Origin of the sequence: Enhygromyxa salina, from assembly GCF_002994615.1 — a bacterium.
GTDB classification, from domain to species: Bacteria; Myxococcota_A; Polyangia; order Nannocystales; family Nannocystaceae; genus Plesiocystis; species Plesiocystis salina_A.
The window spans coordinates 16,235-39,402 of the sequence record NZ_PVNK01000119.1 but is presented as its reverse complement, the minus strand read 5'-3'; the positions used below and the strand labels follow the sequence as shown (position 1 = coordinate 39,402).

The 23,168-nt window shown below is 71.6% G+C and carries 18 protein-coding genes; 11 read left to right on the top strand and 7 right to left on the bottom strand.

Annotation, left to right across the window (positions count from 1 at the left end):
• Window positions 1–6 precede the first annotated feature (6 nt).
• Window positions 7–669 carry a glycosyltransferase family protein gene (locus ENSA5_RS11830; RefSeq protein ID WP_106391753.1) on the bottom strand — a complete coding sequence of 221 codons (663 nt, stop codon included), beginning with the start codon at window positions 667–669 and terminating at the stop codon, window positions 7–9.
• Entirely contained in the window at window positions 669–1,679 is a 1,011-nt protein-coding gene (locus ENSA5_RS11825) for a glycosyltransferase family protein (RefSeq protein ID WP_181197661.1), read from the bottom strand. The genes ENSA5_RS11830 and ENSA5_RS11825 overlap by 1 nt, the downstream gene beginning before the upstream one ends.
• A 183-nt stretch (window positions 1,680–1,862) precedes the next feature.
• Here ENSA5_RS11825 and ENSA5_RS11820 point away from each other — a divergent pair, with 183 nt between their 5' ends.
• From ENSA5_RS11820 to ENSA5_RS11805, 4 genes are all read left to right on the top strand, one after another.
• The gene (locus tag ENSA5_RS11820) at window positions 1,863–2,183 is read left to right on the top strand and encodes a hypothetical protein (RefSeq protein ID WP_106391751.1); all 321 of its coding nucleotides are present in this window, start codon (window positions 1,863–1,865) and stop codon (window positions 2,181–2,183) included.
• An 84-nt stretch (window positions 2,184–2,267) separates the two neighbouring features.
• On the top strand, window positions 2,268–3,209 hold the full coding sequence (locus tag ENSA5_RS11815; protein ID WP_106391750.1) for an NAD-dependent epimerase/dehydratase family protein: 942 nt from the start codon (window positions 2,268–2,270) through the stop codon (window positions 3,207–3,209).
• A complete protein-coding gene (locus ENSA5_RS37510) occupies window positions 3,206–3,967 on the top strand; it encodes a sulfotransferase family protein (RefSeq protein ID WP_106391749.1) in 762 nt (253 codons plus the stop codon). Before ENSA5_RS11815 ends, ENSA5_RS37510 begins: the two co-directional genes overlap by 4 nt.
• 9 nt (window positions 3,968–3,976) lie before the next feature.
• Window positions 3,977–5,926, top strand: coding sequence for a carbamoyltransferase family protein (locus ENSA5_RS11805; RefSeq protein ID WP_106391748.1), 1,950 nt, complete (start codon window positions 3,977–3,979; stop codon window positions 5,924–5,926).
• Window positions 5,927–6,114: 188 nt separating this feature from the next.
• On the opposite strand, the gene ENSA5_RS11800 is transcribed toward ENSA5_RS11805, so the two are convergent.
• Window positions 6,115–7,110, bottom strand: a complete 996-nt coding sequence (locus tag ENSA5_RS11800) for a radical SAM/SPASM domain-containing protein (protein WP_106391747.1) — start codon at window positions 7,108–7,110, stop codon at window positions 6,115–6,117.
• A 108-nt stretch (window positions 7,111–7,218) separates the two neighbouring features.
• On the opposite strand from ENSA5_RS11800, the gene ENSA5_RS11795 reads away from it, so the two are divergent.
• The 7 genes from ENSA5_RS11795 to ENSA5_RS11765 all read left to right on the top strand — a co-directional run bounded on the left by ENSA5_RS11795 (window position 7,219) and on the right by ENSA5_RS11765 (window position 12,965).
• The gene (locus tag ENSA5_RS11795; protein ID WP_308726544.1) at window positions 7,219–7,989 is read left to right on the top strand and encodes a Stf0 family sulfotransferase; all 771 of its coding nucleotides are present in this window, start codon (window positions 7,219–7,221) and stop codon (window positions 7,987–7,989) included.
• A 94-nt stretch (window positions 7,990–8,083) separates the two neighbouring features.
• On the top strand, window positions 8,084–8,650 hold the full coding sequence (locus tag ENSA5_RS11790; protein ID WP_219906774.1) for a YdeI/OmpD-associated family protein: 567 nt from the start codon (window positions 8,084–8,086) through the stop codon (window positions 8,648–8,650).
• A gap of 333 nt (window positions 8,651–8,983) precedes the next feature.
• Entirely contained in the window at window positions 8,984–9,598 is a 615-nt protein-coding gene (locus tag ENSA5_RS11785) for a DUF4331 family protein (RefSeq protein WP_106391744.1), read from the top strand.
• Between the two features lie 2 nt (window positions 9,599–9,600).
• Window positions 9,601–10,173 (top strand): DUF4331 family protein, encoded by a 573-nt coding sequence (locus tag ENSA5_RS11780; RefSeq protein WP_106391784.1) that lies wholly within the window; start codon window positions 9,601–9,603, stop codon window positions 10,171–10,173.
• Entirely contained in the window at window positions 10,173–11,207 is a 1,035-nt protein-coding gene (locus ENSA5_RS11775) for a tetratricopeptide repeat protein (RefSeq protein WP_106391743.1), read from the top strand. The genes ENSA5_RS11780 and ENSA5_RS11775 overlap by 1 nt, the downstream gene beginning before the upstream one ends.
• A 16-nt stretch (window positions 11,208–11,223) precedes the next feature.
• Window positions 11,224–12,069: a tetratricopeptide repeat protein gene (locus ENSA5_RS11770; RefSeq protein ID WP_181197660.1), complete on the top strand. Its 846-nt coding sequence runs from the start codon at window positions 11,224–11,226 to the stop codon at window positions 12,067–12,069.
• Window positions 12,069–12,965 carry a hypothetical protein gene (locus ENSA5_RS11765; RefSeq protein ID WP_146155594.1) on the top strand — a complete coding sequence of 299 codons (897 nt, stop codon included), beginning with the start codon at window positions 12,069–12,071 and terminating at the stop codon, window positions 12,963–12,965. The genes ENSA5_RS11770 and ENSA5_RS11765 overlap by 1 nt, the downstream gene beginning before the upstream one ends.
• A gap of 61 nt (window positions 12,966–13,026) precedes the next feature.
• Here the strand turns inward: ENSA5_RS11765 and ENSA5_RS11760 are convergent, their stop codons facing one another.
• From ENSA5_RS11760 to ENSA5_RS11745, 4 genes are all read right to left on the bottom strand, one after another.
• A complete protein-coding gene (locus ENSA5_RS11760; RefSeq protein WP_181197659.1) occupies window positions 13,027–18,036 on the bottom strand; it encodes a translocation/assembly module TamB domain-containing protein in 5,010 nt (1,669 codons plus the stop codon).
• 77 nt (window positions 18,037–18,113) lie between these two features.
• On the bottom strand, window positions 18,114–20,162 hold the full coding sequence (locus ENSA5_RS11755) for a BamA/OMP85 family outer membrane protein (RefSeq protein WP_146155593.1): 2,049 nt from the start codon (window positions 20,160–20,162) through the stop codon (window positions 18,114–18,116).
• 7 nt (window positions 20,163–20,169) lie between these two features.
• Window positions 20,170–20,844, bottom strand: coding sequence for a redoxin family protein (locus ENSA5_RS11750; protein ID WP_146155592.1), 675 nt, complete (start codon window positions 20,842–20,844; stop codon window positions 20,170–20,172).
• 179 nt (window positions 20,845–21,023) lie between these two features.
• Window positions 21,024–23,084: an alpha-amylase family glycosyl hydrolase gene (locus ENSA5_RS11745; RefSeq protein WP_146155591.1), complete on the bottom strand. Its 2,061-nt coding sequence runs from the start codon at window positions 23,082–23,084 to the stop codon at window positions 21,024–21,026.
• Window positions 23,085–23,168 lie beyond the last annotated feature (84 nt).

Here is a 23,168-nt window from a genome sequence, read left to right as displayed (position 1 = left end):
CGATGCTCACTCGAAGCGGGGCGACACCCGCCCTCGCCAATTGGTGCCGATCGCGTCGAGGCCGAGGTGGACGACGGGGTCGGAGAGGACGCGGACCCCCTGCTCGGGGAAGGCCGCGCGAAACAGGCGGTCGTTGGTCTGGCTCGGCCCGACGTAGCGCTGCTCCTCGTAGTAGGTCGGCCGGCCCGCGAGGTGCGGGGTCTCGGCGTGGAAGCCCTGAAAAAAGCCCAGCGCGGCGTCGAGGGACTCGTAGGGCGGCTCGAGCAGGTCCCAGTCGCCCTGCTCGCAAAAGCGGGTGAAGCTCGCGCGGTCCTCGGCGAAGAAGCGCTGGGCGCCATAGAGCTTGTCGGGGTCGGTCATGGTCTCGCGCATGCTCCGCTCGAACCCCGGCGGCAGGTAGATGTCGGCGTCGAGCTTGACGAGCCAGCCCGACTTGCGCAGGGCCGCGAAGCCGTCGTTGAGCAGGGCCGGGAGGTTGAAGGCCAGGCCCTTGAAATTGCGCCGCGGTGAGACCACGAGGCGCGCGCCGTGGCTGCGGGCGAGGGCTTGGGTCTGCTCGTCTTCGCCGACCGTGACCACGGCGAGCTCGTCGAAGCAGGCGAGCATGCGCGGCAGGGTCAGGCCGAGGAAGTCGGCGTAATCCACACACACGACCACGGCTTCGAACATCACTCGGCTCCCGCGCTCGGCAGGGGTGGGGCCGGCCGCGGCCAGCGCTCGGGCTCGAGCTCGTGGAGGGCCCCCCAGCGCCGGAGCTGGTCGAGCTCGGCCTCGTCGGCGTAGAGGACCCACTGGCGGTAGAACCTGCGCAGCTCGGACAGGCCGTACTCGGTCAGGGCCCGCCGCGCCTGGCGAAACAGGTTGTTGGGGTTGTCGCTCAGGACCTCGTACTGATTGACACGATCGAGGTTGAAGCCGCTGACCCGGCGCACGAAGCTCATGAAGCCAACCATCGGATAGTGGAGGACCGTCGGCCCGTCGAGCTGATCTTGGATGAGCACGCGCTCGGCGTAGAGATCGGGGCCGAAGTGGTGGACCGAGCGGGGCACGGCGCCGGGCTCGATCGTGGCCGGGCGGAACATCGACTTGCCGCTGGCGTAGGCGACATAAAATTGCTGGCGCTCGTGCTTGTAGCGCAGCCGGTCGAGCTGGGCCTTGCGCAGGTGGTAGGGGCTGCGCTTGAAGGTGCGAACCTCGACGAAGGGGTCGTCGTACTCCTCGCGCTGGGGGACGGCCTCGAGGTTGGGAAAGAACAGCTCGTCGTAGCCCGGCCCCCGCTCGGCGAGCCACTCGGGCAGCTCTCGGCCGAGGGGTGGGGCGAGGAGCTCGTCGGCGTCGATGTGCAAGAGCCAGTCGACGCCGTCGCGCCGGGCGAGCTCGACGACCATGGCGAGGTTGATGCGCTGACGGGTGACCACGCAGCGCGCGTAGGGCAGCTGGGGGTCGCCGTAGAGCGGGGAGGAGGCAGCCTTGGCGTCGTGGGCCGCGTCGCGGGGGATCAGCTCGAGGCCCGCGCCGCCGAGATCCCCGAGCATGCGCGCGAGATCCTCGCGTTCGCTGGGGTCGTCGACGAACAGGTAAAAGCGCGAGAAGCCGAGGGCGCGGTGATGGGCGAGCGCGCTGCGATAGCTGAGATCGAGCCCGCGGACGGTCGATGCGATGGCGAGAACCGGCGTCACGCGAGACGATCTTCGACGAGGAGCGCGGCTTCGTCCAGTCGATCGATCGATCGGGTGCGCGCGAGCGAGAACGGGCCCCCGCCCGATGGACTTGTATCAATGAGTACTTGCCAAACAGTTCACAATCGGTTCTACTGCCGTCAAATTCTCAGCCACGCTTTGCGTGTAGGAGCAGACTTCCAAATGAGCAACCGCGTCCCCAAGATCATCCTCAAGTCCCTCTACGAGTCCTTCCGCACCGCCGACGAGGCTGGCGCGCGTGAGAAGCTCGCCCTCGTCGAGGGTCTCGACATCGAAGAGGGCCTCGCCCTCGCTGCCCTCGCCCGCAAGGCGCGCGACTTCAAGGAGTTCACCAGCCTCGTGGAGGCCGCTGGCAGCGAAGAGCGCCAGGGCCCCCTCGCCGCCGCCAAGCGCCTCGCGCTCTACGCGGCCGCCGAGTCCAAGTTCCCCTGGCAGTCCACCGAGCCGGTCGAGCCCGGGCCCGTGCCCGTGCCCACCAGCTGATCGCCAGCGAGCACCCACACCACGAGTTCGCCAAGAGCCCGAACTCGTGGTGTGTCTTTTTTGGGCTCGATAATTTTCCCCGTCATGCGCAACGTAATCGTAACTGGATCCGAGGGCCTGGTCGGTTCTCTCCTCACTCGAACCCTCGAGGCGCAGGGAGTCGAGGTCGTCCGTTACGACCTCGAGCTCGGCCAAGACGTCCGCGTCCAGAAGGACTTCGCGGAGGCGCTGTCGGGCTGCGAAGGCATCGTGCACCTCGCCGCCGTGTCGCGTGTGATCTGGGGCGAGCAAGATCCCGAGCTGTGCTGGGCGACCAACGTCGGCGGCACGCAAAAAGTGATCGAGGCCGCCGTCGAGGCCCGCGAGCGCCCGTGGCTGGTGTTTGCGAGCAGCCGCGAGGTCTACGGTGACGCCGCGGAGCTGCCGGTCGGCGAAGACGCTGCCAAGCAGGCCGTCAACGTCTACGGCCGGGCCAAAATTCGCGGCGAGGAGCTGGTCCACGCCGCACGCGCGGACGGGCTGCGGACCAGCGTCGTGCGCCTGTCCAACGTCTACGGCAGCACCGGCGACCACGCCGATCGCGTGGTCCCCGCGTTCACGCGCGCAGCTGCGCTCGGCGGCGTCCTGCGCGTCGACGGCCTTGGTCACACCTTTGACTTCACCCACGTGTCCGACACGGTCGCCGGCCTGGTCGCGATCTGCGAGCAGCTCCACGCTGGCGAGGCTCGGCTCCCCGATCTCCACCTCCTGACGGGGCAGCCGACAACCCTCGAGCAGCTCGCTCGCCTCGCGCTCGCCCACGCCCACGGCCAGGCGAAGCTCGTCGAGGCGCCGCCGCGCAGCTTCGACGTCGCCAACTTCTACGGCGATCCCAGCCGCGCGCGCGAGCTGTTGGGCTGGCGCGCGCAGGTCGACATCCGCTCGGGCGTCCGCCAGATGGTCGAAGACTTCGCCCGCGAGCTCGGCGCGAGCGAGGGGGCCGCGGCCTCCGATCCAAACCTCGAGCGAGTCGCCGCCGCGCTGTGAGCCGCCTCGAGCAGTTCGACGATCCTCCCATCATCGTCGGCGGCTGCGGGCGCTCGGGCACGACCTTGCTGCTCGCGCTGCTCGGCGCCCACCCCGAGATCCACGCGATCCCCCACGAGACCCGGTTGTTTTGTCTGTTCGCCGAGCAGTCACAAGATCCAGCCGAGCGCCGCGAGCTCCTCGAGGACCCGAGCTTTGGCGCCGCGGCTCGCCTCGCGCGGCTCGAAACCGTGCTCGCTCGGGATCCCCTTCGGCCGTCCGCGCGGCGATGGTGCGAGAAGACGCCGCGCAACGTGCTGTGCTTCGAGGAGATCTCCGAGTTGTTCACCGGTCGCGTGAAGCTGGTCGAGATCGTGCGTGACGGGCGCGACGTCGTGCTCTCGCGCCACCCCTTGCAGCCCGACCACAGCTGGGTCTCGCCCGCCCGCTGGGTCCGCGACGTCGCGGCGGGTCGGCGCGCGGCCGAGCGAGTCGAGGTCCACACCCTCCGCTACGAGGATCTCACGCGCGAGCCCGAGGCGACCCTGGCCAAGCTCGGAGCCGAGCTCGGGCTCGCGGGTCTCGACGAGCTCGACGGCTGGCGCGAGCGGACCAACATCCAGCGCTCGGGTGCCTGGCGCGAGGGCGGCGTCCAGCCCGTGTCGACCGCGGCGACCGAGCGCTGGCGGGCGCAGCCGGATCACCCCAAGGTCCGCGCGCTCCTCGCTGAGCCGGGCGCGCGCGAGCTGCTCGACTACCATGGCTACCTCGACCCCTAGCGAGCTCCCATGCGCGTGATCGGCATTTGTGGCGGCCTCAACACGGACACGCGGCGCAGCCTGCCCGAGGGCCGGGCTTACGCCCATGACGCGGCGGCGAGCTTGCTCGTCGACGGCGAGCTCGTCGCGGCGTCGGAGCAAGAGCGCCACACTCGCTGGAAGCACACGACCCGCCACCCCGTCGACGCGGTCGCGACCTGCCTCGAGCTCGGCGGCCTCGGGCCCGAAGACATCGACCGCTGGGCCTACTACGTCGCCGAAGACAAGCTCGACGAGATCATCGCCTACGCCGCGCTCCACGACAGCTCGCTCGTCGACGTCGGCGGTCGCGAGCTGCTCGCGCGGACCCTCGGCGAGGCCCTCGGGGCGACCATCGATCCGGCCAAGCTGTGCTTCGTGTCCCACCACGTCGCCCATGCCGTGAGCGCCTACGCGGGCTCGGGCTTCACCGACAGCCTCGTCGTCAGCTACGACGGCGGCGGCGACGACGGTCACGGCAAGATCTTCGACGTCCGCGGGGGCCGCTACAGGCTCCTCGCCCGCCTGGCCAAGGACGGCTCGCTGGGCCAGTTTTACGCCAAGAGCATCGCCCACCTCGGCTACGCGCGCTTCGACGAGTACAAGGTCATGGGCCTGGCGCCCTACGGCGACCCCGCGCGCTACCTCCCGACGCTGCGCCAGGCCTACACCCTCGAGCCGCGCGGGCACGTGCGGGTGGAGCTCGCCGCCCTCGAGGGGCTCGACCTCGGCCCCCGGCGGGCGCGGGGCGGCCCCTTCGAGCCCCACCACCACGACGTCGCCGCGGCGATCCAAGCCGCGCTCGAGGAGATGGCCTTTCACCTGATCGGGGCCTGGCAGCGCGCCACGGGCCAGCGCAAGCTCTGCCTCGTCGGCGGGGTCGCGCTCAACTGCAGCTTCAACGGCAAGCTGCTCGCGCGGGGCTGGTTCGACGAGCTCTTCGTTCAGCCCGCGGCCCACGACGCGGGCTGCTCGCTCGGCGCGGCGATCCACGCCTACCAGGAGGCCGAGGCCCGCCCGCCAGTCTCGCCGCTGCGCCACGTGTTCGTCGGCAGCCCCTGCCCCGAGGCCAAAGACCTCGAGGCCGAGCTGCAGCGCTGGTCCGCGCTCCTCAGCTACGAGCGCTGCGCCGACGCGCCGGCGGCTGCGGCCGCTCGCCTCGCCGCCGGCGAGGTCATCGGCTGGTTTCAGGGTCGCTCGGAGTTCGGCCCGCGCGCGCTCGGCAACCGCAGCATCCTCGCCGACCCGCGCCCCGCGTCCAACAAGGACCGGGTCAACGCGATGATCAAAAAGCGCGAGGCCTACCGCCCCTTCGCGCCCTCCGTGCTCGAGGACCGGGCCGCCGAGCTGTTCGAGCTCGACGGGCCCGCGCGCTGCTATCGCTACATGAACGTCGTCGCCGAGGTCCGGCCCGAGCAGCGCGAGCGCCTCGGCGCCGTGACCCACGTCGACGGCAGCGCGCGGGTCCAGACGGTGTCTCGCGCGACCAACCCGCGCTACTCGGCGCTGATCGAGGCCTTCGCAGACCTGACCGGCCTGCCCGTCGTGCTCAACACCTCGTTCAACAATTTCGCCGAGCCGATCGTCGACGCGCCGCGGGACGCGATCGTCTGCTTCTTGACCACGGGCCTCGACCGCCTGGTCATCGGCGACTTCGTCGTCAGCAAGGGCGAGGTCGCGGCCGAGCGCCCGGCCGCGCTCGCTCAGCTGGTGCCCAGCTTGCCGAGCTACGCCCGCCTCGACGGCGAGGCCATCGAGCTCGCTCCGCCACGCGAGCGTCGCCTCGCCCTCGCGCCCGAGCTCGCCCGCGCCCTGGCCGAGGCCGACGGCGTCCGGACCCTGGCCGAGCTGCTCGGCGCCGCGCCGAGCTCCACGCTCGCCGCCAGCGTGTTCGAGCTGTGGCAGGAGCGCGCCGTGTGCTTGGCCCCGCGAGGCGCCTGAGCGCGCTCGAGCCCCGTCGCCGGCGCTCGCCGAAGCGCTCGAACCACCACGGGGCCGAACCAGCGTCTTCGAGCTGTGGCAGGAGCGCGCCGGGTGCTTGGGCTCGAGCCCCGTCGCCGGCGCTCGCCGAAGCGCTCGAGCCACCACGGGGCCGGACCAGCGCGTTCGAGCGCGCCGGGTGCTTGGGCTCAAGCCCCGTCGCCGGCGCTCGCCACGACGCGCTCGCCGAAGTGCTCGAGCCACCACTGGGCGGTGTAGCGCCACGGCAGCTGCTCTGCCCCGAACCAGGTCTGCTTCGACTCGGGCGTGCGCTCCGCTCGCTCCTGCCACGGATACTTGACGCAGCTGCGACAGATCGCGTCCTCGGGCAGCTCGTCGTCCTCGAACTGGCGGCGATACGCTTGGTAGGCCTCGCCCTGCCAGACCGCTTCGAGCCCGTCGCGGACGTGGCCGAACACCTGCCGCCCGTCGTGGTCGCGGTTGCACAGCGCGACCCGGCCGTCCCACAGGACCACGCAGGTCGTGAAGGGGATGCTGCAGATGCCGCCGATGTGGACGATGCCCTTGCCCGCGTGGTCCGACAGCTGCGGGAGCGTCCAGCTCGAGAAGCGCTTGAGCGCCGTCAGCACGCCCTCGTCCTCGCGCTGCCACTCGGTCAAGAAGCGCTCCCACTGGTGCTCGTTGCTCGCGTAGGAGATCATCTGGAGCACGATCCGTGTCGGGGCTTTGAGCTCGCGCCGCGCCGCGAGCATGGCCTCGACGTTGGCCTTCGCGCCCTCGTAGTTGGCGACCTTGCCGCTGATCTGCCGCAAGGTCGGGGTGTCGAGGGCGTCGATGCTGACGATCAGCGCGGTCAGGCCGGCCTCGAGCAGCGCCCGAGACCTGCTCGGGGACAGGTGGTTGGGCCGACACGCGAGCGAGGTCGGGACCCCCTGCGAGGTCGCGTAGGCCACGAACTCGTCGAGCTCGGGGTGAAGGGTCGACTCGCCCATGTGGTGCAAGCTCAGCGGGCCCCAGTCGCGCTGGACCGGCTTGATGGCCTCGATGATCGCCTCGAAGGTCTCCCGGCTCATGAACCCCAGAGGCCGGCTCATGTCGTGGGTCCGCGGGCAGCCGATGCACGTGTACGGACAGTGGTTCGTCAGCTCGATCTGGGTGATGACGGGGGTCTGACGAACGCGCATGGCGACGGATGAGAGCACGCGTGCGCAGCCCGGCGCAAGCGAGGCGCGCTCGCTCCTCGGCGGGAATTGTGCGAGCTTGGACGCGAGCGCGAAGCCCTCGAGCTGGGTGTGGGTCGGTCGCCGTCACGAACCCGAGGTCCGGTGAACGCCGCAGCCTTTTGCCTACTGCTCACGACCCCCCGAACCGGCTCGCACCTGCTCATGAGTGCGCTCGCGGTCCAGGGCGCGGTCTTGCTCGCCGAGTACACCAACCCCTACCGCGATCGGATCCGCGCCGCCGGGCGGATCGACCCCGAGGTCCGCGCAGCCTTGCTCGCGGACATCGCGGCCGCTGACGCGTCGCGGGCGAAGTCGCGGATCGCCGAGCTCGGCGCCCGCAGCTTCGCCGCCACCGGCACCAAGCTGTTCCCGGCCGAGCTCGAGCTCATCGCGCGGGACTGGGGCACGCTCGAGCGCTTTTTTGCCCAGCCGCGGGTCCGCCTGCTTCGCCTCCGCCGCCGAGACCTCGCCGCGCAGGCCGTGTCGACCCACGTCGCTCGTCAGACCCGCCGATGGTTCGCCTACCGCGACGACGCGCCCGCGCTCGACGAGCGCCTCGCCTACGACGAGGCCGCGCTCTTGGCGATCGTCGCGGACATCGAGCGCGGCGAGGCGATCCTCGATCGCCATGTCGGTGCCCCGTCCGAGGCGGTCCTCGACATCGACTACGAGACCCTCGTGCGCAGGCCGGGCCCGACGATTCGCGCGGTCCAGGCCCACTGCGGCCTCCCGGTCACGGACGAGGGCGAGCTCGAGCTGCCGCAGCTGTTTCGCAAGCAGGCGGACGCGCGCAGCGAGGCCCTCGCCCAGCGCCTGCGTCGGGCCCTCGAGGCCCGGTGACGCGCGGTCGATCGTCCCTGCGAGTTGGCGGTCGCGTGATGCTACGATTCGTCGGACCCGTGGCGTCCGGGCGCTACACAATCAAGCCGGTCACATGACCGCAGAGCGTGAACAGAACATGGCGAAGAGCAAGCTGTCGGTCCGTTTTGAAGCTGCGCTGCAGGCAAGTGGAGCTCGGACAGTCCTCCGGCTCCCCGACGCGGCGAGCAAGAAACTCCCATCACGAGGGCAGGTGGCTGTGCACGCGACCATCAACGGCCATACCTTCGACACAGTCATCGAGCCCGACGGGGAGTTCGGTCACTGGATGAGCCTCGACGAGGGGCTGCAGAAGGCGGCGGGGACCGGCCCGGGCAAGAAGGCCACGGTGAAGGTCGAGCCGCGTGAGGAGTGGCCGGAGCCTCGCGTCCCGCCAGATCTGCGAGCAACCTTGTCGAGTGCCCCGCGCGAGGTCCAGGAGCTCTGGCACGCGATCACGCCGAGGGCCCGGTGGGAATGGGTGCGGTGGGTCAACGCGACCAAGAACCCCGATACACGCAAGCGCCGCGTCGAGGTCACCATCTCCAAGATGAGCAGCGGGAAGCGCCGGCCTTGCTGCTTCAACCTCGCATCGTGCACCGACCCTGAGCTCTCCAAGAGCGGCAAGCTCGCCCTGGACTGAGCTCCGGCCGCCGAGGCCTCCGCACCACCTGACCCGAGCGCGGGTCCACCTCGGGGGTCCTCGGGCTCGCTGGAGCCCCTGCTTCACCGACGAGGGCGGCCTCCGGGCTCAGGTACAGGTCGGCCTGCGCGTTCGCCGAGGGCACCGCTGATCGTTTGGCCAAAAGCCCCTCATGAGCCCTCCGCCGGCGAATTCGGCGTGGCGCCAGGCGCACCACGTGTCTTTATCGTCGCCGAGGCGCGGGGCTTCGCCCCGACAGCCTCGCTGCGCTCGGCCCCCAGCAGACTGTGCAACGATCCAAACACCCTCGCCCCGCGTACACCCCCGACGACCATGCGACCCACAGCCAAGCACCTTGCCCTCGCAGCCGTGCTCGCCGGCGCCGGGCTCGTGTCGACCTTCGTGATCGCCGCCGATCACGACGAGGCCGACACCAGCTCCTTCACCGACGACGCCGCCGACATCGGCGACCTCTACGCCTTTCATGAAGGTGGGAGGGTCACGCTGATCCTGACCGTCGACGGCTACAAGCTCCGCGGCGACGAGCCCAACTACGACGCGGATCTGATCTACGGGTTCCACATCGACACCAACGGCGACAACGTCGCCGACAACGACATCTGGGCCCGCTTCGGCCAAAACGCCGCCGGCGACTGGGGCGTCGAGTTCGAGGGCATCCCGGGCCACGAGGGCAGCCTGATCGCCCCGGTCGACGAGGCCACGAGCGACCCCGACTCGGGCGCCTCGGTGTTCGCGGGCCTCCGCGATGACCCCTTCTTCTTCGACCTCCAGGGCTTCCAAGACACCCTGATGACCGGCACCGTGGCCTTCAACCCGAACCGAGACTTCGTCGCGCTCAAGAACACCGTCGCGCTCGCGGTCGAGTTCGACCACGCGGCCCTCGCCAGCGATGGCGTCGCCGTGTGGGCGACCACGGGGAGGCTCTGATCATGGTCCGCAACGCACCGACAACCCTGGCTCTGGGCGCCTGCGTGCTGCTGGCCTCTGCCTGCAAGACCGACGATCCGCCCGACGAAGACACCTACACCTTCGCCGAGGACGACCCCGCGAGCTACACCCGCGTCGACCGGATCGGCATGCCCGCGATCGGGACCGCGGTGATTATCAATAAAGAGGATTACAACCAGGCCGACCCCGCCGCCGACGCGGCCGGGCAGTTCGTCGATCAGATCACGATGTCCGTCGAGGGCCTCCACGCCGCGCTCGACGACGACCTGAGCGGCCTCGGGCTGACCCCCTGCGTCGCGGCGGACTGCGTCAATCAGGCCGCGCCGCTCGTGGTCCCCGACACGATCAAGCTCGATCTGAACAGCCCCACGGGCTTCCCGAACGGGCGCGCGCTGACCGATCCCGTCATCGACGTCACCCTCGCCGTGGTCCTGCTCGACCTCACGATCGACGGCCAAGATGCGACCTCGCTGGTCGGCGCGCTCAACCCGACCGCCAACGACCTGCCCTTCGAGACCGCGTTCCCCTACCTCGCCCCCGCCCACACCCTGTGATGCTTCTCCGCGCCGAGCCCCACCTCGGTCTCGCGGTCGCCCTGCTCTGCGTCGGCGCGGCCCTCGCTAGCGGATGCCGGGGCACGCAGACCGAAGCCCACAGCGAGGCCCAAGCCGGGCCCGGAGACGCGCGCCTCGACTATCGCGCCTCGCTCGCGGCGGTCGATCGCCAGCTCCGAGACGCGCGGGATCTGGCCGCGCAGCGCCAGGGCTGGGCCGACCACGAGTTGGTCGCTCAGCTCCACCTCCGCCGGGCGCGGCTCAGCGGAGCGATCGAGGACTGGAAGGCCGCCGATCAGGCGCTCGACGCCGCGTTCGAGCGTGCGCCCGCGGGCGGAGGTCCGCTCCTGACCCGCCTCGAGCTCGACCTCTCGCTCCACCGCCTCGACCGCGCGGCCGCAGGCATCGCCCAGGTCGAGGCGGCGCCGCTGCGGACCTCGGCCATGAGCATCCGCCTCGCGACCGCGCGTGGCGAGCTCGCGGCCCAGCGAGGCGAGCTCGACGCCGCCCGCCGGGCCTACGAGCGCGCGCGAGAGCTCGGCGCCGACCCGGCCGCGACCGCGGGCCGCCTCGCGCTGCTCGCCCGGCGTCAGGGCCAACACGAGGCCGCGCTCGCGTCATTCGCAGAAGCTCGATCCGGGGCGAGCACCGCCCGAGGCACGGCCTGGCTGCTGCTGCAAGCGGGTCTGGTCGAGTGGGAGCGCGGACAACCCACAGCCGCCCTGGCCAGCTACGAGGCCGCCGAAGCCAGCTTCCCGGGCTGGTGGCTCGTGACCGAGCACCGCGCCGAGGCCCTCGCAGCCCTCGGCCGCGACGCCGAGGCCGAGGCCCTCTACCGCCAAGTCATCGAGGAGACGGGACACCCCGAGTTCATGAGCGCCCTCGGCGAGCTCCTCGCGAGCCAGGGCCGCGAGGCCGAGGCGAAAACTTTAATCGACGCGGCAGGAGCCGAGCACGACCGGCGCCTGGCCATCTTGCCCGAGGCCGCCCGCGGCCACGCACCCGACGGCCTCCCCCCTGTGATCCCACGCTGATATGCTCCGCCCCCGCGTGCAGACCCTGACCAAGATCTCCGCCCTGCTGCTGTCCGGCGGCCTCGCGTTCAACCCCGCGCTCACCCTCGCGGCGCCGCCCGACGAGCACGCCGAGCACGCCGAGCCCGCCGACAACGCCGACGACGAGGCCCCGCCCGACGACGACTACGAGCGCGCCGTCGAGGCCTACCGCCGCGGCACCGAGTTCTACGCCGCCGCCGACTTCGAGGCCGCGCTCGAGGCCTTTCAGGAGGCCGCGACCCTCTACGCCTCGCCCGACTTCCAGTTCAACATCGCCAAGTGCTACGAGCGCCTCGGCAACTTCGAAGAGGCGATCCGGCACTACGAGATCTTCTTGCGGACCGGCGAGGACATCACCGATCGGCGGGTCATCGAGTCCACGATCGAGGATCTGCGCCAGCGCATCCAAGAGCGCGACGCCGCCCCCGAGCCCGAGCCCGAGCCCGAGCCCGAGCCCGAGCCCAAGCCCGGTCTCCCCCTGGCGATCACCGGTGGCGTGCTGCTCGGGGTCGGCGCCGCCGTCGGTCTCGGCGGCGGCCTGGGCTTTGGCATCTCGGTCGCCAACGACAACGCGACCCTCGGCGATGTCCTCGCCACCAACCCCGACCGGCTGACCTTCGCCGAGGCCGACGAGCTCGCAACCCGAGCCCGGCGCAACCAGACCCTGGAGCTGGTCATGATCGGAGTCGGCGGCGCCCTCGCGATCACGGGCGCCGCGCTGTTGGCCGTGGGCCTGAGCAAGCGCAAGAACAACGAGGCCGCGGGCAGGGCCGCGCGGATCCACATCGCGCCGACCTGGGGCCAACATGGCGGCGGCCTGACCGTCCGAGGGAGCTTTTGATGTTGATGGATCGAAGCTGGCAATTCTCTTCGTCGTTGTTGGTACCCGCGCTGTTCATCGCCGGGTGCCTGACCAATGTGCCCGACCCCGCGCTCGGGAGCACCTACGCCTGCGTCGACGACAGCGACTGCCCCGGCACCCAGACCTGCCTCCAGCAGGTCTGCGAGGCCGTCGAGCTCCCGGTCGTCAAGATCGTCAACCCCGAGGACGAGAAGCCCTACACCTACACCGACGGCGCCGCGCCCCACGCCGAGGTTCTAAACCTGGCCGCGACGAACCTGGTCTTGCGCGAGCTCTCCGAGTCCAGCGAGGCCGTCGCCGGCGAGGGTCACCTGGTCGTGTTCGTCGACGAGATCGAGGTCGCGCTGATCGACAGCGGGGATCTGAGCGGCGGCGTCCAGGTCCCGATCGAGATCCCCGACGTCCCGGGTGTCCACCGGATCCGCGTCCAGGCCCGGCTCAACGACGGGACCGACTACGACAACGAGACCGCCCGGGCCCGGAACCTGGTCTGGGTCGACGACAAACGGATCCACGTCGCGCTGCGCAGCCCCTGGCCAGGTGAGTCGTTCTCGCTCGAGTCCCAGCCGGTCCAGGCCACGGTCGCGGTCCTCGGCGACGTCAGCATTGGCCCGCCGAGCACCGGGCTCGAGCACGTCCACGTCCACTACGGCGACTCGTTCCCGGCCTGCCTCGACGACCCGCTGTGCGTCGTCGGCTACGTCGGCATCGTGCCGTCCAACGACGACGAGTTTGGGCCGGTGTTCTTGCCAAAGTCGGCGGCGGGCATGGTCACGCTGACGGCGCTGATCAAAAACTCGGACCACACCACCTACCTCGACGATATGGAGGAACCGGTGTGGTCGGAGATCCAGATCCTGCGCACGAACGACTGAGCGAGGGCTCGCCTTCGCGGGGCCTTTCAAACAGGCCCCGGTGACCCCGTGGCCTCGTCCATCAGTCGGGCGACGAGGGCGGATCCGCCGGCCGCGAGCGCCACTCAATCGGCCCAAAGCTGTGGGTCCAGTACACGCCCACGCCGCCGACCGCCGCGTCGCCAAAGAAGGTCTCGAGCGTCCAGCTCGGCGCGAAGTTGTACTCGATCCCGACCTCCGCGGTGTTCTCGTCCTCGGGCGCGTTGTGATGGTAGCTCGTCTCGACCCAGACCTTCGAGCTGACCCGCTTGCCGACGGTCAGGATCGGCTGATCGAGGCTGTCGCCGAACCCGAGCTTGGCCCGATCGATCCCGAGGTAGCGGTCGAGCTGCTGCTGAAGCTGCGGGCTGCTGACCGCGGCGAGCAGCGAGGCCGCCTGGGTCTGGACCTCGCCCTCGCCCTCACCGAGCTCGGTCGAGCCGGTCACCAGCAAGGTCAGGATCTGGTACTCGCGCAGAGGCGGTGACGAGCTGAAGTGGAGCTCGGGCCGGCTCGCGCGCCCGCGGATCGTCACGCTGACCGCGGCCTCGGGGGTGCTGGTCTCGGCGATGATGTCGAGGAAGGGATCGACCGAGCCGTCGTCGGCCAGGTTCACGATCCCGCGGCGGAGCTCGAAGCGATGACCGAGGAGCTCGAGGTGACCGCGGTCGGCCTCGAGCTCGCCGCCGACCTCGATCCCGGCGCCTCGGCGGGTCGCGCGGAGGGCTCCGGACCAGGTCATGTCGATCGACTGACCGGTGATCAGCAGGGGGTCGACGAACGCGAGGCGCAGATCCAGCTCGGGACCGACAGGCGCGACGCTGGCCACGGCCGGCTCGACCGAAGGCTCGGGCTCTGGGGCCCCGACGAAGGTGACGCTGGCGTCGCTCGGGATCGACTTGGGCGCGCTGCTCCCGATCCCAGCGACCGCGACCTCGCTCTCGGCCAAGGCCACGCGCACGCGGGTCGCGGCCTCGGCGAGCTCGACCTCGATCGCGGCCTTGGTGTCGATCGTCATGGCCGGCAGCCCCGGGCGCACGATCGGGAAGTCGGCCAGCGCGATCCCGATCTTCGCCTCGCCGCGGCCAGTCCCAGGATCGAAGCTCGCCCGCCCCTCGCCGCTGATCTGGCCCCGGCCCGCGCCGAGCGAGAGCGTGCGCAGCTCGACGACCTGACCGTCGAGACCGAGCTCGAGCTCGATGTCGGTCAGGCGCTGGCGCAGCGCGAGGACCGTGAGCGCGCCGTCGTGAAGCGCGAGGCTGCCCGCGAGCTGCGGCGCGGCCAGGACACCGCTGCCGCTCAGCTCGGCCCGCAGGGTCCCGCGGGGGTCGTGCAGCGCCGGGGCGACGAGCGGGTCGAGCCAGTCGAGCTCGAGCTCCGGCGCGTCGACCTCGAGGGTGAAGGGGACCTCGCCGAGGGTCAGCTCTCCGGCCAGGAGCCGCGGGACCTCGGCGTCGAGGCTGGCCGCGACGTAGACCCCGCCCTCGCCCAGGGTCGGCGTCTGCTCGACGGGGTCGACGGCCACGACCAGCTCCTGGTGGGCCTGGTCGAGCGCGAGCGCGGCGTGGATGTCGAGCTCGAGCTCGTCTTCGGCCGCCACCTGACCGTCGAGTTCGGCCGAGAGCTCGAAGTCCGAGGCCGTCCCGGCCCCGCGAAGATCGAAGCGCAGGTCCGCGTCGAGCTCGCGCTCGGCGATCGGCTGACCGAGCAGCGCCCCGAGCAGCTCGGGATCGAGGCCGCGACCCCGCGCGCTGACCCGATGCACCCCGCCGCGATCCCAGCCCAGCTGCGCGCGCTCGAGCTCGCCGAGCTCGACGATCAGCGGGACCTCGACCTCGGCCCCGAGCAGCTGGACCCCGCGGCGAACCAGATCGCTCTCGACCCGCGCGCGGCGCCGATCCACCCGGGCGTAGACCGTCAGATCCCCCGCGCTGTCGTCCTCGACCTGGAGGTCGGCGAGCCGGGCCGCGAGCTCGACCTTGGGATCGGCGAGGCTGCCCCGGACCCGGAGGTCGAGGTCGCCGAGCCCGTCGACCGGGAGCCCGCCGACGATCTGCTCGAGGGTCGCGAGCTCGACCGCGTGGACATGGGCCTCGGCGCTCAGCTGCGCGCGGGTGTCGAACTCGATCGTTGGCGTCGACGCGAGGGCGAGCTCGACCGGGAGCTCGACGCGCGCGTCGAGGCGCCGAGCCAGCGGGCCGTCGAGGGCCACGGTCCCCGTCGCCGCGCCGCCGCCGAGCCCGAGCTCGACGCGCGCGTCGCCGAGCCGCGCGCCGCGGTAGACGAGCCCCTCGCCGCGCACGCTGGCGCTCAGCGTGGGGTCGCTCCCCGGCCCGTGAGCGCGGACCGTGGCCGAGACCCGCCCGCCGAGCGCGGCTTCGGCCAGGGCCTCGGCCAGCGCGGGGATCTTGGGCCCGAGGCTCCGCTGGAGCTCGTCGAGCTCGAGCCCGACGAGCGCGAGCTCGACCGCGTGCTCGGACCCGCGATCCCAGGCGAAGGCCGGCCGCGCGAGGTCGAGGCGGACCGGGAGCGCGGCGTCGAGCTTGATCTGCGCCTGCGTCAGCGCGGCGTCGAGGTCGAGCTCCAGCCCCGCGTCGCCGAGCAGCGCGTGGACCGTCAGCGCGCCGAGCTCGGTCCGGTCGACGACCAACTCGCTCGCCCTCGCGCGCAGCTCGATCTCGGGCGCCGAGCTCGAGCCCGAGACGCTGAGCTCGAGGTTGACGCGGCCCTCGGGGATCAGCCGCGGGTCGCCCGAAGGTGCGTGGGCGTCGAGCGGGACCTGGCGCCACCAGCTCGGGGTTGAAGGCATCAGGCCGCCGAGCTCGACGAGGGCCAGATCGCGGACGAGAACCCGAGCCTCGAGCTCGCTGCGCGCCCGCAGACCGGGACGATCACCGAAGCGCAGGGGAACACGAGCGTCGAGCTCCACGGCGTCGGCGATCGGTCCGGCGTTGCGCAGCCACAGCTGAAGCTCGCCTTGGGATCCCCGCCCACATCGGCCCCAAGTCGGCGGCGGCGAGGCGTCCGTGAACCCCTGGCCGCGGCGCCCTCCCCCATCGCTCGCCGCTCCGCACAGGTTGGCGGCGAGCTGGAGCTCACCGATCCGGTGACCGCCGAGGGTCAGCCCCTCGGCCCCAACCCTCGCCCACGCGCTGGGTTGATCGAGGCTGCCTTGAAGCGCGCCCTCGAGGTCGATCCGCCCGCTCGAGTGGAGGCCAGGGATCACCGCGTCGACCCGCCCGAGCTCGATCCCGCGCAGCGCCACGCTCAGATCGCTGGCGTGGCCCGCGAGCCCGACATGACCATCAACGGCGACCGCCCCCCCGAACGCAGCAGCGCGCAGCCCAGCGACGGCGATCCGCTCGGAGCCGATCGTGATCCGCGCCGGGTCGAGCAGCGCGACGCCAACCGGCGCCGCGCCGCGCGAGCTGACGAGGGCCAGCTCGTCGAGCTCGACCCGCGTGTCCGTCCCCGCGAGCTCGACCCCCGCGGCGATCTCGAAGCGCTCATGCCTCCCCTGTCCGCGACCCTCGACGGCGATCTTCGCCGGGGTGCCCGCGACCCTGAGCGCCGCCTCGTCGAGCTCGACCTGGGGGTGGCGCAGCCCCTCGAGCGCGAGCTCGGCCTCAAACTCGAGGGGCTCGGCGAGCGGGGTCAGCTCGGCGGTCAGCGAGGCGTGCGAGAGGCTCAGGTCGAACCCGGCCACGCGATCGAGCTCGAGCGCGATCGGACAGCGCGCGCGCTCGAGCTCTCCGCCCACCTCGCTCGCGCAGCCGCCCGTGAGCGCGAGCGCGCCGCGAACCTCAGCGAGGCGCGGCTCGTCGAGGTAGGGCGCGGCGAGCCCGAGCGGCCGACCGAGCTCGCTCACCGCGACCGACCAGCTCGCGTCGAGCGGGCGCGCGTCGGTGCTCGCCGCCGCCGCCGAGACCTCGAGCGCGGGCCCGCGCAGCTCGAGCCACGCCGAGCCACGCGGCGTGGACAGGCTCGTCGCCCTGCCCCCAGCTTCGAGGGTCAGCGAGGCGTCGGCCCTGCGATCGTCGACCTGCAGCTCGACCGTCGCCTCGACCTCGCCCGCTGGCATCTGGACGAGCCCGGCGTCGAGCGTGACCGTCAGCGGGCCCTGCTCGGGGTGGAGCAGCCCGGCGGCGAGCTGGCCCTCGAGGCTCAGGCCCGCGCGTCGCTGGCCGGCCTCGTCCACGGGCGCGAGCTCGGCGGCGAGCTCGAGCGTGGTCTCGGGCCCCGCGCTGCCGACGACCGAGAGCTCGACCCGCTCGGCCTCGACCTCGCCTTCGACCCGCACCCGCACGAGCGCGGCGTCGAGCCCCGCGAGCTCGGCGATCTCCAGGCGCTCCGCCAGGGCCTCGACCTCGCCCTCGAGCTCCAGCTCGAGCTCGCCCCGGGTCGTCTCGGCGTCGAAGTGCGCAGGCCCGAGCGTGCGCACCCGACCCAGCGAGGTCTCGAGCTCGAGCCGCTCGAGCTCCGCGGCCGGCTCGTCCCAGCTCAGCGCGAGCCCGAGCGTGTCGACGCGCAGCTGCTGCTGGGGGAGCTCCGTGCCGACGAGCTCGAGCTCGACCCGGGCGCTGCGCCCGTAGCCCGCGAGCGAGACCGCCAGCTCCTCGTTGCTGACCAGCAGCTCCTCGTCGAGGTAGATCGCCGCGTCAGCAATTCGAAGGCTCGCGGCGATCCGAACCGGGAGCTCGGGCCCGATCCCCTCGCTCGGCTCGGCCGGCTCCTCGCTCGGGGCCGCGAGCGCGCTCCAATCGTGGTCGACCCAGACCTCGAGCCCCTCGGCCTCGACGCGCTCGAGCTCGGCCTCGGCCCGCAGCAGCCGGGCCATGCCGAGGTCGAGCATGAGCGAGCGCGCCCGGATCAGCGGGCGGCCCTCGCCGTCGCGCAGCTCGAAGCCCTCGAGCTCGAGCCCGGCCCCGAAGCTCCCGCGCATCCCCTCCCACTCGACCTCGCCCGGGATCCCCGCGCCCCAGCGCTCGAGCGCGACCCGGGTGACCCGCTGAGACGCGGCCGGGACCCACGCGACGACGAGGACCGCGATCACGAGCACCGCGACGAGACCGACGACCCCCAGGCCCAGCCGCCGGGCCCATCGGCGCCGCCTCGCCCGCGCCGCCGCGCTCAAAAGCTCTCCCCCAGTCCAAAGTGCAGGGCCCAGCTCGGCTCGCCCTCCGACAGCAGCGTGTCGTTGAGGCGGACCCCGACGTCGAGCCTGAACTTGCCGATCGGGCTGTCGTAGCGCAGCCCGCCGCCCGCGCTGTAATTCCACTGCGCGGGCACGAAGCGCAGGACCTCGGCCTGGACGTCGCCGCCGTCGACGAAGCCCGCGACCCACAGCTGCTTCCAGGCCCGGACCCGGAGCTCGATGTTGGCGAGGACCGAGGAGTTGCCGCCGACCGGGATCGATTCGCAGCTGCCGTCACGGTAGTCCTCGCCGGGCTCACAGTTGTCGACGCGCGGCGCCAGCCGGCGCAGGCCCCAGCCGCGGACCGTGTCGGTCCCGCCGAGGTAGCGGCGCAGGTCGATCGGCGCGCCAGGCTGATCGCCGAAGGGGAAGATCATCCCGACCCGGGCCCGGCCGGCCAGCTGGAGGCGCTCGATCGGTCGCCAGTAGAAGCGCACGACCGGAGACACCTCCTGAAAGTCGTAGTGGCCCCCGAAGGGCCCCCCGGCGACCCGATAGTCGACCCCGAGCACCACGCCGTGGTTGGGCGAGGTGATCCGATCGACGGCGAACACCGTGGCCCCGACGCCGACGTAGCTGATGACGTAGGGGTCGCGAAAGTCGAGGCCCAAGAAGGTCTGCTGGGTCCCGAGGGTCGGCGAGACCGAGAAGAAATTGACGTAGCGCAGCGTGTGGCTGAGCTCGAGCTGAAACCACCGAGTAAAGAAGCGCGACAGCCCGAAGCGGTGCTGGGTCGACCAGAACTGGTAGCCCTGCTCGATGCCGACCTCGGCCTTGGGCTCGAGCGTCCAGACCAGGTACTTCTCGAGCAGGCCCTTCTTCTCGGTGTAGAGCGCGAGCTCGGCGACCGGTCCGTGGGCCTGAGGCCGGATCAAGTTGGGCAGCTCGGCGTAGCCGGCCCGCGCGGTCAGGCGCAGGCGGTAGAGCGCGCGGAACAGGTTGTCGTGGCTGTAGCGGGCGCTGAGCCGCTGGTCCCAGCGGTTGGGCTCGAACCCGAGGCCAAGCCCGAGCCGGATCCGGTGCGGGTCGGCCTCCCGGACCGCGACCTCCAGCGCCATCGCCCCGGTCTGCTCGGCGTCGAGCTCGGCGTCCTCGCGGTCTTCGGGCTCCTCGGTGATCGAGACCGTCGAGAACACCCCGATCCCGTAGGTCCGCTGCTCGACGCCCTCGACCAGGCCCGGCGAGTAGGGCTTGCCGATCGTCCGCTCGAGCTCGACCTTGATCGGACGCTCGGGCACGGTCTCGAGCCCGGTGATCTCGATCGCGCCGATCCGCATGAAGGGGCCCGGTCGGACGACAAATTCCACGCGGCTGGTCCGGGCCTCACGATCGACCCGGGCCCGCTCCTCGACCCGGGCGTAGGGGTGCCCGGCCCGGAGCAGGTGGTCGCGCAGCGCCGCCGCTGAGGCCTTCATCGCCGGGATCTCGAAGGGATCGCCGACCGCGAGCGAGACCTGCTCCTCGATGTCTGCGATCTCGATCGAGGGCGCGGGCGCGAACACCTGGCTCCGCTGCGCCCGCGAGGGACCCGGCGGGGGCCCCTCGGGCCAGCGGACCTCGACCGCCTCGACCCGGGTGACCGGACCCTCGTCGATCACGAAGGTCAGCTCGACCTTGTCGCGGCGCTTGCGGTCGATGTACTCGACCCGAACATCGACGACCTCGGCCTCGTAGTAGCCGTGGGCGTGGTACAGCTCGACGAGGCGCTCGGCGTCGACCGGGATCAGGCCCTCGTAAAACCAGTGGCGCTGGGGCGGCAGCCACTCGCGCGGCCGCAGCTCCATGTACTCGTGGAGCTCGCCCTCGTCGAAGCGCTCGACGCCCTCGAACTCGACCTTGCGGATGACGTACTGGGCACCGCGAAGCTCGGCCGGGGTCGGCCCGTGCTTGCACGCGCCGAGCCCGAGGGCGACCGCGACCACGAGGCCCACGGCGCGGACCCGGGCCCACGGCGAAGCACCTGCGGGGTCCAGTCCGGGGCTCACTGCGGACTCATAGCGCACCACGGCGCCCACGCCACACCCCCGCCTGATCCGGCGAGGCCACCGCGCCCGGCAGCGGCGGGATCGGGCAGCCGACGGCCTCGGTCTGGGCGCGCGCGGGCGCCCGCCCGGCGAGCACCGCGTCGAGGGCGTCGACGAGCTCGTCGGTGCTCGGCTTGGCTCGGGCCTTGCCGTAGTCGACGTACCAGTCGTCGATCCGGCCCCGGTAGCGGCGCACGCCCTCGGCGTCGAACACCGCGGCGCTCGGCGTGACCTCGACGCCCGCGCGCGCGACCAAGGACTGGGCGGGATCCCGCAGCGCGGTGCCCGGCAGCGCGTAGTCGCTCAGGTGGGCTCGGATCATCGCCGGCGTCTCGTCGGGATCGACGTAGACCAGCCACAGATCGACGGGCGCGGCGGCGAAGCGGGCGGCCACGCGCCCGAGCTTGGGCGCGTAGCGGTTGGAGATCGGGCAGTCGGTGCGCACGAAGATCAGCACGTCCGCGCGACCGTCTGGGGCCAGAGGATCGCGCGCGCCACCGTCGAGGTCGACGACGCCCTTGGGACCGGCCCGGGGCGCTGGCGCTCGCTCGGACGCCGGGGGCCCCTCGCACGCGCCAACCTGAGCGCCGCCGAGCACGGTCAGCAGCGCGAAGGATATGGACCTGAGGCTCGGGGCTCGCACGGATCGATCGGCCCCACGATATCGCAACGCCCGGCCTGGCTGCGGCGTCGAAGTCCGGGCATCCATCCACGACGCGCGGATCGCCCTGTCGTCGCCGGAGCTGCGGCTGTCACGGGCGGCCCTCGGCGCCCCGACGCCCCTGCCCGCCGAGCGCGACCCGCGAGCACGGCCAGCGGCGCTCACTCGATCACGAACACCTGCGCCGCCTGATCCTCGACCTCGGCCATGAAGCCCTCGCTGGCCAGCTGGGCCGCGTCGACGCTCGTGACCATCACGTCGACGGCCCCGCTCCGATCCAAGACCTTGCGCGCGACCACCTCGCCCGCGAGCCCGGCCGCGTCGAGCAGCTCCTGCGGCAGCCGCACGGGCCCGGCCGCGCTCGCACCGGGCGTGAAGTTGGCGACCACGACCATCACCCGCCCGGTCCCCGGCTCGAAGCGCGCGAAGCTGTAGAAGCCGTCGGGGCAGTCCATGAACATGCCCGGGTTGTTGAAGTACTCGAGCCCCCAATAGGCCGCTCCGAGCGCCGAAGGATCCTGGGTCAGGGCGAGCAGATCGGCGTAAAAGCCCCGCAGCGCGACCTGATCGGGCGCGAGCCCGCCGCCGTCGTAGGCCCCGCCGTTGCGCCACTTCGAGAGCTCCTCGAGCGACCAGTAGTCGAAGATCGAGGTCCGCCCGTCGTCCTGGCCGAAGCCCTCGACCCCGGCCCCGGTCTCGCCGACCTCCTGGCCGTTGTAGACCAACACCGGCCCGTTGCCGTAGAGGTAGGCCAGCGGCGCGAGCTGGTAGCCGGCCTCCTTGGATCCGAAGCCCGAGTCGTCGGGGTTGGGGCCCCCGACGATCGGCGAGGCGATGCGGCGCTCGTCGTGGTTCTCGAGATACTGCGCGTAGCGGGGCCGCGCGTCGTCGTCGAGGCCGAACATCACGCTCGCGTAGGAGTCCTGGCTCGCGTTGCCCTGGTAGAGGCGCTTGAGCTCGTCGTAGGACGCGTCGTGATAGACGGCGTCGAAGCCCGCGGCCAACAGGCCGTCGAGATCCTCGTAGGCCTCGGCGATGAAGTAGACCTCGGGGTCGCGCATCCGCGCCTGGTCGATCAGCCAGGTCCAGGCCTCGTTGGGCACGAAGTGGGCGAAGTCGCAGCGGAAGCCGTCGACGCCGTGGTCCTGCCAGTAGGCCAAGATCGCGTCCATCTTGGCCCAGGTGTCCGGCATCGGATCGTAGTCGCCGACCGCGTTGGTGAAGTCGAAGCCCCAGTTGAGCTTGACCGTCTCGTACCAGTCGGTATCGGCCGGCGAGGCCGAGCTCTGGTTGTTGCCCGTGACCTTGGGCGTGTTGCCCGGCGCCCCGTCCTCGGGCTCGAACACCCCGTCGAAGCTGAAGCCCGGCGGGTTCCACCCTGGCGGCTTGGACAGGCTCAGGCTCTCGCCCGGCAGATAGAAGAAGTTGTTGCCCGGATCGAAGAACGCGCTCTGATCGTCGCTCAGGCCGAAGTCCGTGTCGGGCTCGACGACCGACGCGTAGCTGCGCGCGACATGGTTGGGCACGAAGTCGATCAGCACCCGGACCTGCGCGGCGTGGAGGCGATCGACGAGCGCGTCGAACTCCTGCATCCGCATGGTCGGGTCCATCGCGTAGTCGGGGCTCACGTCGTAGTAGTCGCGGACCGCGTAGAACGAGCCCGCGCGGCCCTTGACGATGTCGGGGTCGTCGGCGGGCATGCCGTAGCCGTCGTAGTCGGTCAGCGTGGCCTGGCGCAGGACCCCCGTCAGCCACACGTGGGTCGCGCCGAGGCCGACGAGCTCCTCGATCGCTAGATCGTCGATGTGGTTGAATTTGCCGACGCCGTTCTCGGCCAGCGATCCGTCGACCGCCCGGGTCTGGTTGCCGTTGCCGAAGTGACGCACGACGAGCTGGTAGATGACCGGGCGCTCGCCGAGCGGGTCGCCGTCGCCGTCGCCGTCCCCATCTCCGTCGCCGTCACCGTCGCCGTCCCCGTCGCCGTCCCCGTCGCCGTCCCCATCCCCGGGGTCGCCATCCCCGTCTCCGGGGTCCCCGTCGCCGTCTCCGGGGTCACCGTCCCCGTCCCCATCGCCGTCGCCGTCGCCGTCGCCCTCGAAGCCGCTCGTCGGAACCTCACCGGTCGCCGTCTCGTAGCCATGGCTGTCCTCGCTGACGTCGTCCCCCCCGCAGGCGCTCGAGACCAACAAGACCCACACACAAAGCGAGAGCGAGCGACGCACGCGGCGATCCTAGCCCCGGCCCGCGCGTGCGCGCAAATGCTGCCGACCGGTCCCGCCCCCCCCGATGACCTAGCAGCCCTTGGT